The sequence below is a fragment of the Flavobacterium frigidarium DSM 17623 genome (genome assembly GCF_000425505.1).
GTDB classification, from domain to species: domain Bacteria; phylum Bacteroidota; class Bacteroidia; order Flavobacteriales; family Flavobacteriaceae; genus Flavobacterium; species Flavobacterium frigidarium.
The window spans coordinates 248107-262927 of sequence record NZ_KE384392.1; the positions used below are offsets into that span (position 1 = coordinate 248107).

General features: G+C 33.2%; 15 protein-coding genes. 2 read left to right on the top strand and 13 right to left on the bottom strand.

Features of this window, described 5'->3' with window-relative positions:
* Positions 1 to 292: 292 nt before the first annotated feature.
* The 5 genes from H603_RS0113895 to H603_RS0113915 form a co-directional block, all read right to left on the bottom strand.
* Complete coding sequence (locus H603_RS0113895) at positions 293 to 850, bottom strand: hypothetical protein (RefSeq protein ID WP_157510451.1); 558 nt, start codon at positions 848 to 850, stop codon at positions 293 to 295.
* Positions 851 to 940: 90 nt separating this feature from the next.
* Positions 941 to 1327 carry a DUF6624 domain-containing protein gene (locus H603_RS0113900; protein ID WP_026709183.1) on the bottom strand — a complete coding sequence of 129 codons (387 nt, stop codon included), beginning with the start codon at positions 1325 to 1327 and terminating at the stop codon, positions 941 to 943.
* A 21-nt stretch (positions 1328 to 1348) separates the two neighbouring features.
* A complete protein-coding gene (locus H603_RS0113905) occupies positions 1349 to 1591 on the bottom strand; it encodes a hypothetical protein (protein WP_026709184.1) in 243 nt (80 codons plus the stop codon).
* 193 nt (positions 1592 to 1784) lie between these two features.
* Complete coding sequence (locus tag H603_RS0113910) at positions 1785 to 3557, bottom strand: ATP-dependent nuclease (RefSeq protein WP_026709185.1); 1773 nt, start codon at positions 3555 to 3557, stop codon at positions 1785 to 1787.
* A gap of 167 nt (positions 3558 to 3724) precedes the next feature.
* A complete protein-coding gene (locus H603_RS0113915) occupies positions 3725 to 4663 on the bottom strand; it encodes a hypothetical protein (RefSeq protein WP_026709186.1) in 939 nt (312 codons plus the stop codon).
* 766 nt (positions 4664 to 5429) lie between these two features.
* On the opposite strand from H603_RS0113915, the gene H603_RS0113920 reads away from it, so the two are divergent.
* Both H603_RS0113920 and H603_RS0113925 read left to right on the top strand, forming a co-directional pair.
* Positions 5430 to 7346, top strand: a complete 1917-nt coding sequence (locus H603_RS0113920; RefSeq protein WP_026709187.1) for a DUF294 nucleotidyltransferase-like domain-containing protein — start codon at positions 5430 to 5432, stop codon at positions 7344 to 7346.
* A 2-nt stretch (positions 7347 to 7348) separates the two neighbouring features.
* Positions 7349 to 7945, top strand: a complete 597-nt coding sequence (locus H603_RS0113925; RefSeq protein ID WP_026709188.1) for a 3'-5' exonuclease — start codon at positions 7349 to 7351, stop codon at positions 7943 to 7945.
* Here H603_RS0113925 and H603_RS0113930 read toward each other — a convergent pair whose 3' ends face one another.
* The 8 genes from H603_RS0113930 to H603_RS0113965 form a co-directional block, all read right to left on the bottom strand.
* Positions 7946 to 8434: a 4'-phosphopantetheinyl transferase family protein gene (locus H603_RS0113930; protein WP_026709189.1), complete on the bottom strand. Its 489-nt coding sequence runs from the start codon at positions 8432 to 8434 to the stop codon at positions 7946 to 7948. It abuts the gene before it with no gap.
* A gap of 57 nt (positions 8435 to 8491) precedes the next feature.
* Positions 8492 to 8746 (bottom strand): acyl carrier protein, encoded by a 255-nt coding sequence (locus H603_RS0113935; protein WP_026709190.1) that lies wholly within the window; start codon positions 8744 to 8746, stop codon positions 8492 to 8494.
* Between the two features lie 5 nt (positions 8747 to 8751).
* Positions 8752 to 10026, bottom strand: a complete 1275-nt coding sequence (locus H603_RS0113940) for a beta-ketoacyl-[acyl-carrier-protein] synthase family protein (RefSeq protein WP_026709191.1) — start codon at positions 10024 to 10026, stop codon at positions 8752 to 8754.
* Positions 10019 to 10468: a 3-hydroxyacyl-ACP dehydratase FabZ family protein gene (locus tag H603_RS0113945; protein ID WP_026709192.1), complete on the bottom strand. Its 450-nt coding sequence runs from the start codon at positions 10466 to 10468 to the stop codon at positions 10019 to 10021. Before H603_RS0113945 ends, H603_RS0113940 begins: the two co-directional genes overlap by 8 nt.
* Before the next feature lie 12 nt (positions 10469 to 10480).
* On the bottom strand, positions 10481 to 11533 hold the full coding sequence (locus H603_RS0113950; protein WP_026709193.1) for a type III polyketide synthase: 1053 nt from the start codon (positions 11531 to 11533) through the stop codon (positions 10481 to 10483).
* Positions 11530 to 12243 (bottom strand): methyltransferase domain-containing protein, encoded by a 714-nt coding sequence (locus tag H603_RS0113955; RefSeq protein ID WP_026709194.1) that lies wholly within the window; start codon positions 12241 to 12243, stop codon positions 11530 to 11532. The genes H603_RS0113950 and H603_RS0113955 overlap by 4 nt, the downstream gene beginning before the upstream one ends.
* Entirely contained in the window at positions 12244 to 13374 is a 1131-nt protein-coding gene (locus H603_RS0113960; protein WP_026709195.1) for an NAD(P)/FAD-dependent oxidoreductase, read from the bottom strand.
* An 87-nt stretch (positions 13375 to 13461) separates the two neighbouring features.
* Entirely contained in the window at positions 13462 to 14769 is a 1308-nt protein-coding gene (locus H603_RS0113965) for a mechanosensitive ion channel family protein (protein ID WP_035676095.1), read from the bottom strand.
* Between the last annotated feature and the right edge of the window lie 52 nt (positions 14770 to 14821).

The window sequence follows — 14821 nt, forward strand, 5'->3', positions numbered from 1 at the left end:
TCCCTAAGCTTTTAGCCGCAACGAACACTAGTTGCCAAATCAAATTTAGCTATTTATTTTTGACTTCACTACCTTAATTATTCTAAATGATTGTGCATTATGGAAGTTCGTAACTTCTTAATTTTCCGCTTAATAAAAACTTGATGTGAAACGATAATTCCTCTAAACTCCAGCTAGCTCAAAATGGCTTTTAGTAATGCTTTTTTATATTATTATCTAGATTCGTAAATGGCACAAAACGCTTGTTAGTACCCTGGCGTTGTGCCGACCGTGGTTATTTGTCGTGCTGTTATCAAAATTGCTCTTCGTTTTGTCCGCCAATATTATGTTTCATTTTCTTTCCCATACTGCTCGTCAAATAGCCCGCAACAGTTTCATCTTTCTTTTGTCCGTCAGATAAATAGTCAATGTTTATTGAACAGTCACCAGTTATGTCAATCCAAACCGTTTCACTTTCTCCACTTTCTAATTTGTCAATATGTTCACCGCCACAACCAACGATATTTATGTTTGTCAAAGTTGTTTGTGTCGAGTTTGTAAAAGTAATTCTCATTGTGTTGAGCAAAATTATAACTATCCAACAGTAAAAAAGCATTACCGGAATATTAAGCAACATAAGTCCGCAAGTCGTAAATAATTTTATTCTATTGTCTTTGTCGTTTTTAGCTTTTACTAAAATTGAAATTAAAACACCAGCATTTAGCAAACCTGCCAATCCAATAAAACCGTAACCAATGAAAAGTAATTCAAACGAAGAGGTCAGGAAGTAGAGTCCGAAAATGCCTGTCCCAAGCAAGAATGAAATTAATGCTGTTTGTCGTACGAGTTTTATGTGTCGTTTTGTTGTCATACGTTTGGTGCTACCGTTATGCATCTCATTAAGCCAGATTCCCAGCTATTGCTTACTAGCTGTTGTGTGCTGGTTATTTTGGGTTTTATTCTAATTATATAAATTTGGCTTTATAATCCCTTTTTTAGCAAAGTGATCTTCATTCATTTCAAAATGCATTTGGGTCATTTGGTTTAAATAATCTTTTAACGGTTTTAAACCATATTCGCTTCGTCGTTTGTCAACATTTAAACTGTCAATTAAACCATTTTTGGGTTTTGCTTGTCCGTTCATTCTGTAATCAACTTGAGTTCCAAACATTTGTTTTTCGCCATTATTTGAATTAACTCGATCCATTAAATATGCGTAATTATTCGGATTTGCATTTCCTCTTTTAACTGCTTTTTTCATCGATTTCAATATTTTCCTTTGAAATTCAGGAAACTTGTCACTATGTTGAACAGATAGCCAAAAATCATTGCTTCCACTTTCTCCCAATTCATTAATCCCTAAATATCCTTATTTTTTGAATAAACTTTCGGTTCTGTTTTTGTTTTTTGTGAAGACACTATCTTTAAATTTCTCCCAGTTTTCATTTGGGTAATTTATGAAGTCACCATTTGGTTTTGGAGCAGCAGCAATTTGGTCGATTTTATGCATTTCTGTAAATTCTGCTTTCAGATTTTCAGATTCAGTTTTACTTAATTTAGTTGTTGAACAACTAAAAATTAAAAAAGTAAATATTAAAACTAATTTTTTCATTTCCAAATTTAGATTTTTTTTGGCTTTTTTTTTTCGCCATTTTGATTTTACTTACACACAATGTTATGCTACTTTGAGATGATTGTGGACTTTTGAAAACGAGTACTTTCGGTAGAACGAAAAGTTAATGCGAAATGGTAATTTCACTAAATTCCAGCTATACCAAAACAGCGGTTGGGCATAGTGATTTTATTTAATTCAATAGCCAATTTATGCAATTTTCTATTTCTTGAAAATGATTGGGAAGCATATTTTGTAAAGTTGTTTGTTCTAAAGTATTTGTGAAATTTGCCCAGACCATTTCATTTTTGCCTGTAAGGTTTAGATGATTTTCTATTGTTCCATATTTCCAAATCCAAATGTTTTGAACTTGCATTTTAGTAAATATGTTTTCTATATTTTGAGTTACAATCGGACTTTGTGCTAAAATTGTAAATCCTTCGGCTGCTGAAATTGAGTTACTAGATTTAGCTGGCCAACCATCAGTTCCAATAAAAATATTATTTGCTAACGCAATATTTCCAATTTCAGTTAAACAAGCTGTGATATCAGTATCTTCAACTTGTAAATATCCTTCAGATATTCCATTTTTTAAAGCAAAGTCTAAATCGGCAATAGATTTTGTAGGTAAATCCATTGTAGATAGTACTTGCATTGATTTTTTTATGTTACTTGAACCATCAAGCTTTACAAGTGCTGTTTTATGATGCAAAATAGTTCTGCCAGAAACTTTCTCAATAATTAAGGGCAATAATTTATTTTCTGTTTTTCCTTCTACTAAAATTACTTTTTCTGAAAAAAGTATGTTACTAGAATTACTTAATGAATACATCAAAGTTAATTGATGCTGTGCAATTTGTTCAACTGTTGGCACTGCAGATTTTAATGTAGTTCTTTTAAATGTACCTAATAAACTATTTTTCCTGACTAGTACAGTATTTCCTACGTCTTTTTGAGTAATCATAAAAGGTGAATGAGTTGAGAAAATCACTTGATAACCTTGAGTTGATAAAATATTAAGTGATTTTCTTAATATTTCAATTGCTTGAGGATGAAGATAAAGTTCTGGTTCATCAATTAAAAGCAAAGTTGTTGTTCTGTTTTGCTGGGCAAGTAATTTTAAGTTTGCCAGATGTCTGATTAATGTCATTTGGATTGATCTTTGTGCACCGTGACCAAGTGAACTTACGTCTTTCGGATTAGGAAGTAGGTTTTCATAAACTTTTATGGTTCCTTTTCTAAATACCTCTTTTAATTCGGGTGTTGGTATATGAACTTTTACCGTAATATCAGGAAAAAAAGCATCTAATTTACCATTAATTTCTTGATCAAAACTCACTAGTTCAGGGGCACGATGAATTCCTTCTGCATCTAAAATTTGTTTTAATCCTCCCAAAGCTGCATTTACTTGTTCCCCATACTGCAATTCAATTGGTCCAATAATTTCAGCGAGTAATTTACCGATAGTTGAAGTTGTGCTAGAACGTGAAATATCTTCTTCGGAATTTTCCATAGCACCTATGTGAATTGGTTCAGGAAATAAATCTTTTATCGCATTGTCTATTCCAGCTGGATTATTCTGCCAAGTAATTCCATCATTTGGATCAAGCACCATTAACTTAATTTGAGCAACACCTTGTCCTGGAGTTTCTTGAATTCTTTTTATTGTCAGAATTTCATTTTGGAGGAATGGTTCAATTCTTGCGCGGTGAGTTTGCTCAATATTATCTAGAATATCAATAGTTATTCCTTCAATTTTAGCTATCATCGTTATCGGTTGAGTGATGTCGTTAAAACAAGAAGTGCTTAACGAGCTTTTCCTCAAAACCCATTTTATAGCTTCTAATATGTTAGATTTTCCCGCATTGTTGTAGCCTACAAGTGGAGTAAAGTTTGAAAGTTCAAATTCTTGATTTTTTATTGATTTAAAATTCTTAATATGAATATTACTTATAATATGTCCCATTCTTCTGTGTGTTGCGGTAAATTGTGCCTAACGTTATGCCACTTAGCGATGTGGCGGATAAAAAAAGCCTAAACTTTCGGTTAAACACAGGCCTCTTTTAAATTTACTTACTTTCGTTTTAGCGATTAAACCGCTATTATTTTTATACATTGTTGCCAGTAGTATTTTTAATAATAAACTTTAATTTTATTTGGTACTTTATAAAACTGTAAAAATTTTCTAATTCTTACAGACGTTTTGGTTCCGTTTATATAAGTTTTCTCCCAAACATTCAATTTTTTAATAATCGCTAAAATATCTTTTTCAAAATTTGTTTTAGGTTTTCTGATCTCAATATTTTTCGGTTTATTAAGATTGTAAATTGAATCAACGATTTCATTGTTTTCAGTCCTCTCATGTTCTTTAGAACTTAAATTCGCAGAAATTAGATTTCCATTTTTGTCAATGTCAACTACAATATCGACTCTATTTTCTTCGTATTCTTCTCCATAATTTTTATCCCTATAAATCCTTAATATAGAGTCTAAATCGGCTTTTGGTTTTGCATTGGTAAAATGACCTTCCAAGTTTGTGAATGTGTATTTATCAATTTTAAAGTTATTTGCATTATTTAATACTTTTTGCTCACTTATGCAAATAGCTCCATTATCAATAGGTTTTGAGTTAGAACAATAGTAACCAAAAGACAATTTGTCTTTCCAATGATAAGCATACACAAGCCATTTTTCGTTCTTATTTATATACCAGTCACAAGATGTCCATTCACCAGTATATTTTGCTTCAGACTTAAACTTAAATTCTAATGTTTTTGGATAGTCACTTTTTTTATAGTGTTTTGTAATATCAAAAGTTACAGTAAAAGTCAGAGAATCTTTTGCATAAACTTTAGAAATTACTTTACCTTCAAAAACATATTTTGAAGATATAAATTCAACAATTGGTTTTGGACTTTCACAATCGCAGGCAATCGTTTTAAAAAACGAAAATATACAAAGCACTAAAAATATTGTTTTTTTCATATTACTGGCAACTCTTAAATAAGCTATACAAACCTTCGCAAACCAACCTAAATCAGCTGTATTAGCGAAACTACATTTCAATTTCAAATATAGAAAATTTATCTTACAAAAAATAAAAATGATTATTTAACATTCAAAAACCTAGAATACTATGTGAATCTAAGTTTTCAAAAAGGCGCAGGGGAGTTGTTGAAATATTTCTACTCCTTATTTTTATCAATTTTATTTACTTAATTTTAGAATAAAATCTTAAAATTAAATTCTTTACATACTATAGAAAATTAGGATTTCGATTGAAAGAAATTCAAGAAAAGTAAATCTGTAATCTTGTTTGTCAATTTTAATAGCTTTCGAACAATACTAATTTTAAAAAAATGAATTTACTAAATGATTCTCTTTTTAAAATTCGAACTAAATATTTCAAACTTTATATTTTAACCAAACACTTTATAAATTCCAGAGATTACTAGAACTATCTTAAACCATAATTTTATCATTTCAATATTCTTAAAACCTTTGGCAACATACAGTACAATCTAATAAACGATTCAAGACATAAATTAAAGCTGCAAAACCCCTACTTTCTTACAGCATACAAATGAACTATAATTTATATTATGTAAAATAGAAAATGTAAAACTACTCTATGCTAACTTATAATCAATTGATTTGCTGTTTATAATTAGTAACACGACTTAGGCTCCAACAGTACTATTTCCCGAAAAAAATCATAATTTGCTAACAAAAGCCAACACATTAAATTTCTTTACAATCATTTTATAATTATAGAATGCAATATGCGTTCTATTCCATATATATTTTATTAATTTTGTTTCACTAAATAATTTCAAGTATGAATACAATTGCAAATAACATTGCCGACTTTCTTAAGGAATATGCACCATTTAAATATTTAAGTTTTGATGAGTTAGCTGCAATTGCCACAAATATTCGAGTATTAAATTTAGAGGTCAACAAAACCTTGTTTAAAGTTGATGGTCCTTTGCACGATGTCTTTTACGTTGTCGCATCTGGTTTGGTCAACTTAACGGTTATCGTAGATGCCGAAGAAAATATTTTGAACAAATGTCATGAAGGTGCCATTTTTGGTTTACGCCCATTTTTTGCCAAGAATAATTATACAATGACTGCAAAAGCGCGTGAAGAAAGTATTTTATATGCCATACCTATCGCTGTATTCAGACCTTTTGTAGCTAACAATACCGACGTGCTTAATTTTCTGTTGGAGAATTTTGCTGTTAACACGCGAAATTCTAAAGACAAAGAAAGTTTGCACAACAATCAGATTTCAGATTCTGTTTTTTATACGGGACAAACATCTGAAATGCAGTATTTCCAAACCTTGTCGTATAATAACAATCCTATCACGGTTTCCCATTCTGATACTGTTCAAGAAACAGCGCAGTTAATGGCGGAATCTAAAAATACTTGTGCCGTGATATGCAGTAACAAAATTCCGCTTGGGATCGTTACGGATAGCGATATGTCGTCTAAAATTGCCACCGGAAGATTTCCCGTAACGACTACCATAGATAAAATTATGGTGTATCCGGTGATCACGGTTTTAGAAAACGTTTCTCTAGCCGAAGCACAACTATTAATGCTCAAGAATAACGTTTCGCATTTGTGTGTAACTCAAGATGGTTCTGATAAATCTGCTGTTAAAGGTGTAATTTCAGAACATGATTTGGTTGTCGCTCAAGCAAACAATCCAGGTGTTTTAGTTAAAGAAATTAAACGTGCTCACAATGTAAACGATTTAAAACAAATACGTTTTAGACTAGCTGATTTGGTTCAGAATTCGATCCAAAAGAACATTCCGCTAACGCATGTGAACAACATTGCTAGCGAAATCACTTTTGCTTTATTAAAACGTGCTATCGAACTGTCCATTTTAGAATTGGGCTCCCCTCCTGCTCGTTTTGCGTGGTTAAGCATTGGTAGCCAGGGTCGTAAGGAACAATTACTACCTACAGATCAAGACAGTATCTTAATATTTGAGGATGTCACTCCTGAAAAGTATCGAGAGGTGAAAGATTACTTCTTGAATCTCGCTAGCAAAACAACTGATTTGTTAGAAGGTGTAGGTTACGAAGCTTGTCCTAATGGTCACATGGCTAAGAATATTTTGTGGTGTAAATCACTCACTGACTGGATGAAACAGTACAACAACTGGATTAATACTCCTGGCGAACATAGCGGTGATTTAAGCAGCATCTTTTTTGACTATGAATTAGTTTATGGCGAACAAAAAATTGAAGATGCCATTAGCAGCACTGTTTTTCAAAATATGGAAAACAATACTTTATTCTTTGATTTTTTAGGAAATGATGCATTGCGCAAAAATTCACCTTTAACGTTTTTCAAAAATTTCAATGTTGAAGAAGAAGGATCGCATAAAGATAAATTCGACATAAAAACAAAAGCTTTAATGCCATTAATTGATGGTGCGCGTTTGTTTACTTTGAGCTTTAAAGTAAAAGGAATCAACAACACTTACATCCGTTTTAAACAGTTGGCCATGGTAGATCCCAAGCATGCTGAAACCTATTTAGAATGTGCTGAAGCGTTTTTAGTACTTTCGAAAATTAGAACTTTAGAGGGAATAAAAAATGATAATTCGGGACAATTTGTTAATTTAGAGGAATTATCTAAGATAGATAGAGACAAATTAAAGAATGCTTTAGCGCCGATGCGAAAGCTAGAAGACCTAATTAAAGACAAATTCCAACTGACACATTTTTCATAACTATGCTAGACTGGCTTAAAAATATAAACAAAGAGTATCCTGAATTTTACAAAGAGTATCTGGCTAAATTTAGCGAAAAATCAAACAGATACGTCATGCTATCAACTGAAACTACGGGATTAAATCCTAAGGATGATGTTGTGTTGACCATATCTGCTTTTGCGGTCGTTGATGACAGTATTTTAATTGGGGATAATTTTGAACACATTTTATTACAGTACAAATACTTTCATGACAACAAACTTTCTAATGAGTTTATTATCGAAAGTAAAATGGAAAAACTTAGTGAGCCTGAAGCAATCGAGAAATTCATCAACTACTTAGGTAACGCCGTAATCGTAGGTCATCACATCGATTTTGATGTCGAAATGATTAATGCTTCATTAGAACGTTTGGGATGCGGTCGTTTAAAAAATGAAGCACTGGATATCGATATTATGTACCGAAAATTACAGGACATAACAGATAAAGAGTTCTCCTTAGTGGAACTTTCTGAAGCTTTTAAAACTCCTATTAGTGATCGAAATTCTTCGGCAGATGATGCCTACACGATCGCTGTACTATTTTTAAAACTCAAATCAAGACTGCGCATTAAATAATTATGACATTGTAATAATGTACTCGTAGTTCCCATGATGCGATATCGATACAGGTACTGTTTGTGTAGTTTCTGGCTGTACTAAATAAGGAACGCCTTCTTTTTTTAAGATTAATTTTCGGTCTTTTAAAAACACAATATTTTCTAATATTTTGGTATCAACAGCAGCAATTGTGTGAATATGATCTGGCTTTACAACCGTTTTTGTGTAATATGTTTTTCCTTGGCAGTACACTGTTCCTTGCAGTTCATTCACATAAGTACAAACGAGCTGCAAAGGCATGAATGCTCGTAAACCGGTGTCGCGATTAAAAATCTTGTAAGCAGCTTCTTTTCTACTCCACAGATTCCAGACCATTACATCTTGATTATTGGCAGTTTTAATTAACGCTATTTCTTCTTCAGTAAAAAGCTTTTCTAGATAACCTTTGCGCCGCCAGTTATTTTCATTTTTGGCTGTAGCCAAATCAACAACATCATTACCTATCATAAATAACTATTTGATTGAAAGAGATTTATAACACCTTATATAAAGTATTAATGTCAGTTATTTCGAAGCTAGTTTTTCTTCAACAATAGCAATTGTTGCTTCGATATTCAGCATTTTTTCCATCGATTCATTATCAATTTGGATATCAAAGAAGTCTTCAACATCTAAAATGATATCTACTAAATTGGCAGAGTTGATATTTAAATCTTTTATAAAATCTGTTTGTTCTGTTAAGTTATCAAGGGCCTCTTTATCGCCTACGAAAGGTGTGATGATATTTTTCAAATTTTCGATAATAGTAATTCTGTCCATTTATTTTATTTTTCAAATTTTTTAAATACAATACAACCGTTCACATCTCCAAAGCCAAAACTAGCTTTTACTACAATGTTTACCGGCATTTCAATTAATTTCTGAGGCACTTTATTGGCATCGATGATGGCAGTCACTTCAGGATGCAAATCTTCACAATTAATTGAAGGGAATACAAAATTTTCATGAATTTGCAATACACTAGCAACACTTTCAATACTTCCCGCTGCTGACAAACAATGCCCTATCATGGATTTTAGCGAATTAATATAAGGAAAGTTAGCATTTTTTAATCCTAGCGCTTGATTCCAGTTCCCAATTTCGAATCCATCTTTTGTAGTCGCAGTGAGGTGTCCGTTGATGGCATCAATTTCCTCTGGATTTATCCCACTGTTTTTTACAGCCTGTTTTATACATCTTTGTACGGCTACGGCATTAGGCGCTGTCATTGTGCCACTACCTCTTTGTCCTCCAGAATTTATATTGCCACCTAGGATTTCAGCATATATTTTGGCCCCTCTCGCCAATGCGCACTCTAAATCTTCAACAACAAATGCCCCTGCTCCACTTCCTGGAACAAAACCTGATGCCGTTGCGCTGAGCGGTCTCGATCCTTTTTCTGGCGTATCATTGTGTTTAAAAGTACACACTCGCATAGCATCAAATCCGCCCCAGATGTAAGGTCCAGAATCACTAGTGCTTCCCGCGAGAATTCTTTTGGCTTGTCCGGATTGTATTCGATCAAAAGCCATCATTAAACTCTCCGTTCCGGTCGTACACGCTGACGAATTTGTAGTCACTTGGTTTCCTAATCCTAATTTACCACCCAAGTACGCACTAATGCCGCTATTCATCGTTTGCGCTACAGCCGTACTCCCCAAACGTTTGGTTTGGTAATCATCAATCTTATAAATGCTTTCGCGAAATTTTTCAATACCTGATGTCCCAGCACCAAAAATGGTCCCGCTATCCCAATCTGGATTTTCTCCTTCCTTTATTTCGAGTCCTGCATCTTTCCATGCATCTAAGCCAGCAATCACGCCATAGAGAATTCCGGAAGAGTTGAAGTTTCGCAATTCCAGTTCCGTGAAATATTCTAACGCTTTCTCGGTTGAAATAGTTGGCGTACCTGAAATTTGACATGAGAATTTTAAACGTGCTAACTCAGGATCTTTTTTAATTCCCGATAGACCATTTTTTATTGCATGCGTAAATTCCTGAAGTCCCACCCCATTAGGAGCGACGACACCCATTCCTGTAATGACCACTCTCCTATTCATCTTTATTTTTATTTTGGATAATCATTCCGGCTATTTCTCCTTTACACACTTCGATCCCTGCTTCATTTCGCATACTGACTTTACACTTTAATTTTCCGAATCGAAAGTATATTTTTTCAGATGAAACAGTTACTTTTTCATTAGGATATACTGCTTTTAGAAACTCGATACTGCTTGATGTTAAAGCAATTGAAACTCCAGAGTTAATATCTTTGTCTAATAAATAAATTCCCAAGCAAACTACCCCTATCTGAGCCATTGTTTCACTGAGAATTACTCCAGGAGTTACCGGATTGTCTTTAAAATGTCCTTTGTAAAAATCAGCATTTTCATTGAAAGTGTAAGTTCCCAACACACCATTATCACTAATTTTTGTAAGGCTATCAACAAACAAAAAAGGCTTCGTATAGGGTAATTGATTTAAAATTGCAGTTGTATCCATTAGATTCAAAAATTAAAATTCAAGTAGCACCCTTTGTGCAGAAAATCCAGGTCCAAAACTCAACATCAATCCTTTTTCACCAGCCTTAGGTTTGCTATCCATAATTCTCTCTAGAACGTATAAAACGGTGGCACTAGACATGTTTCCATATAACTGAAGAACCGCTTTAGTATCGTCGATGTTTTTACCCAAATCAGAAAATAAGGCTTCAACTGTTTGCACAATTTTTTTTCCGCCTGGATGAAATATCAAATGTTCTAATTCTTCAATTTTTAAATTATTTTTTTCTAAAAAAGGATGGATTATCGCTGGAAAATGCGAAGCAATAGTATCTGGAACTGCAATATCAAGAACCATTTGTAAGCCTGAATTGGTTAATTTAAAACCCATCATGTGTTCGTTATCATAAAAATGATACATCGCTTCATCAAGAATTTTTGGTCCTTCATCCTCCTCGCAAGAAGAAAGTAAAACACAGGCAGCACCATCACCAAAAATGGCAGCACTTACAATATTTGCCATTGAAAAATCATCCAACTGAAACGTGGCCGTGGGGCTTTCAACAGCAATTACAGCTGCTCTTTTACCAGGATTGGCTTTTAAAAAATTCTTAGCATATATAATTCCCGAAACTCCAGCTGCACATCCCATTTCTGTAACGGGTAATCGCACAATATCTTGTCTTAATTTTAATTTATTGATTAAGTACGCATCTAGGGACGGAATCATGATTCCGGTACAGCTCACTGTGATGATAAAATCTAAATCTTCTGCTTGCCAATTGGACTTTTCTAAAGCTTTAATAAGCACTTTTTCGCCTAAATCGATTACTTCTCGAGTATAAATATCATTGCGCTCTTCAAAAGACGACTGTGTAAAAACTTCGATAGGATCCATTATAGAATACCTTTTGTCTACGGCAGCTCCTTCAAAAATCTTTTTGACTTTTCGAATAAAACGATCGTCTTGATTCATCAACCAATGATCTAGAAAAGGAAGGATCTCCTCGGTGGTTCTTGAATATTTAGGTAATTGCTTGCTAACTGAACTTATTTTTACACTCATATTTTATATATTATCCATTGGTACCTGAAAGCCCATTTCCATTTAACATCGTATTTTCTGAAACCTAATTTTTCAGAAAACTGAATCAAGTCAACCTTCTTGAATCCTCTTAATATCGAAACCAATCCATCTTCGCGTGACATATCATTTAATCGAAATACTTTACACAACGCTTGGAATGAACGATACGCTATTTTACTTCTATGCAAGTCATTGATCACAACACCTAAGGTAGCGTTCTTATAAAAAACACTAAGCAATTTTTCAATTTGATCGTCTTTAAAATGATGCAATGTCAATGTGCAAAGTACAATGTCATATTTAAGATTTTCAAATTCTTTATCGAATATATCTTCGCATCGATAGGAAATATTAGTGTAGTTTTTAGATAAGTCTCTGGCATGCGTAATCGTAAAATTATTAGCATCGATTCCAATCAAATTAAAAGTAAGCCCTTTAGTTGTTGCATAATCTGCTAGCGCTCTCAACATATCGCCATTACCACATCCCACGTCGACAATGGTAAATTTTCTATCTTGTTCAGCAGTAGACAACATGTCCTTCACTCCATGAAGTGTTAGTTTATTGCCGCCTAGCAATTGATTGATGCTCGCTATTTTATCTAGGGCATCACGAAGTATTTCGCCTTCCATGGCAAAATCGTCCATGATTTCCTCTTGATCTGTTCTGTATTTTGTTGTTAAGCCCATTTATGATTCAACTGTAAGTGGTTTTCCATGCGTTTGCTTGATAATGTAAGGTAAGATAAATTTGAAGGTAGTAACCATTTTTAGAACCAAATTAGCATTCTTTTTATTTTCTAAGATTAAAGACAAAAAGCGTCCTGCCTGCAACCTTTTTTTAAATGTAAGATTCCACTTTTTTTGGTATTCCTTTTCTAATTCTGCTCTCGTTCCTATCGTCTTACTATTGTATTTTATGATTAGTTCTGATGCAATTTTTGCGCTGTGAATCGCCATAGCCATTCCGTTACCACAAAGCGGATGAATTAGGCCTGCAGTATCCCCAATCATGATAATATGATCTTCTATTGCTTTCTTTTTATCGAATGAGATTTGGCTTATAGTCAGTTGTTTGTCAAATAACATCGTACTATTTTCAAATATCTTTTTGAGATGGGGATTTTTAGCCATCACCTGCGATTGAAAATCAGTTATGTTTTTGTATTTTTTGAAAGACTTGTAATCAGCCAAATAACAAATATTTACAATATCGTTTTCAATCTTAGAAACACCGCAATAACCACCATCAAAATTGTGTAGTGCAACTAAATCCTTCTGCATTGTGAAATGGTAATGCGCTTTCACTGCAAGCCACTTTGATTGCTTCTTGAAAAATGGTCGCTGTAATTTCTGGTCGATATTAGAACGTTTGCCAAAAGCGCCTAGAACCAAATCCGCAGTTAAAATCTTATCAGCTTGAGTAGTTATGGTAAATAAATTGTTCTCGAAATCAATATTTTCAACCTGATCAATAATTATTTTACAACCATTAGAAACCGCTTTTTTATACAGATAATGGTCTAATGCGTATCTACTAATTCCAAAACCTCCTAATGGTAATGTAGTCGAAAGAATACTTCCATCCACGTTAGAAAACTGTAAATCAGTTATCTCTGAAGGTTTAATTGTAGTAAGATCAATCCCTAAATAATGAAAGTAAGGTACCACTTCATTGGAAATATATTCACCACATACTTTATGCCTAGGATAATTATTTTTTTCGATTAAAGTAACATCGATACCGTACTTAGATAGATGAAGCGCAGCCGTAAGACCAGCTAAACCACCTCCAATAATTAGCACTTTTTTTGAGTTCATCGTGAAGTAAATATATACATTAACATGATGATGAAGTTATGCAATTTAAAGCTTACTTTATAAAACTATAAGATTATATAGTTGATTTTAATTAAAGTCATCATTAATAGTAACATTTGATTTTTTTTGCAAATGAGCGTACTTATTACCCGTGAACTCTTCGAAAACCTCTAATTCGAATTCACTTGTAATCGTCAATAAATGATCAAAAATATCAGAAATTATGTTTTCGTATTTTAACCAATCCTTCTCTGAACTAAAGCAGTAAATCTCTAGTGGTAACCCTTTAGAAGTCGCTTCTAATTGTCGCACCATAATCATCATGTCTTTATTAATATGTGGATTTGCGGTGATGTATTTCTCAGCATAAATTCTAAAAACACCCACGTTGCTTAATCTTCTTATTGTTGCTGGGGTTTCTTCATTTTCTGCTAATTCTGTGTTGTATTTATTGACTGCAGTTGTTTGATCATTGATATAAGATTTAATTAACTTGTAAGAACGAAACTTATCTAACATTTGTTCGTCACAAAATTTAAAACTGCTTACTTTTAAATAAATGGCTCTTTTAATTCGTCGACCTCCTGAATTGCTCATTCCACGCCAGTTTTTGAAAGAATCTGTAATGAAAGCGTATGTGGGAATAGTAGTGATTGTTTTATCCCAGTTCTGAACTTTTACTGTGTTTAAGTTAATAGACAGAACATCACCATCTGCATCAAATTTCGGCATCGAAATCCAATCTCCCACGCGCACCATGTCATAAACAGACATTTGTACACTGGCAACAAAACCTAGGATCGTATCTTTAAAAATCAGTAGTAAAATAGCAGTCATGGCTCCCATGGCGCCAAGAAAGTAAAACGGACTTTTTCCTAAAATTAAGGAGAGTACTAATATTAAACCAACGAAGTAGACCACAATTTTCAAGACTTGAATATAGGTGGTAATTGGTTTGTCTCGAAGCCCTTTTGTACCAGATAAGATTACTCCAAATACAGATAAAAGATTTAGAAGCGACCTGAAGATTACGATGATTATAAAAACATTCGAAAGTAAAATTACATACTTGATAAGCGAAGGAAAATCCCCAAAAATATAAGGTGCCGCTAGGACAATAATGAAGGCAGGCACGAGATAAGCAATTTTTTCGAAAACCTTCTTTTCCACTAGAATATCATCCCATGTTGCCTTTGTTTTTAAAATGAATTTGTTGACTAAACTTACTACAAAATATTTAGTTACAAAGTAAGCGATCATGCTTACAATAAAAAGTACAGCTATGAGTGTTAGTAGTTTTAAGTAGAGCGCTAAGGTAGTATCGAGTCCAAAATCATTGATAAAAAGATTATCTAACCAATCTGCAATATTGTATTTATTTTCTAGTTCTTTCATTATAAAATAAGCATTAAATGTAAATATAGCATTCCTAATAGGACTAGTCGAA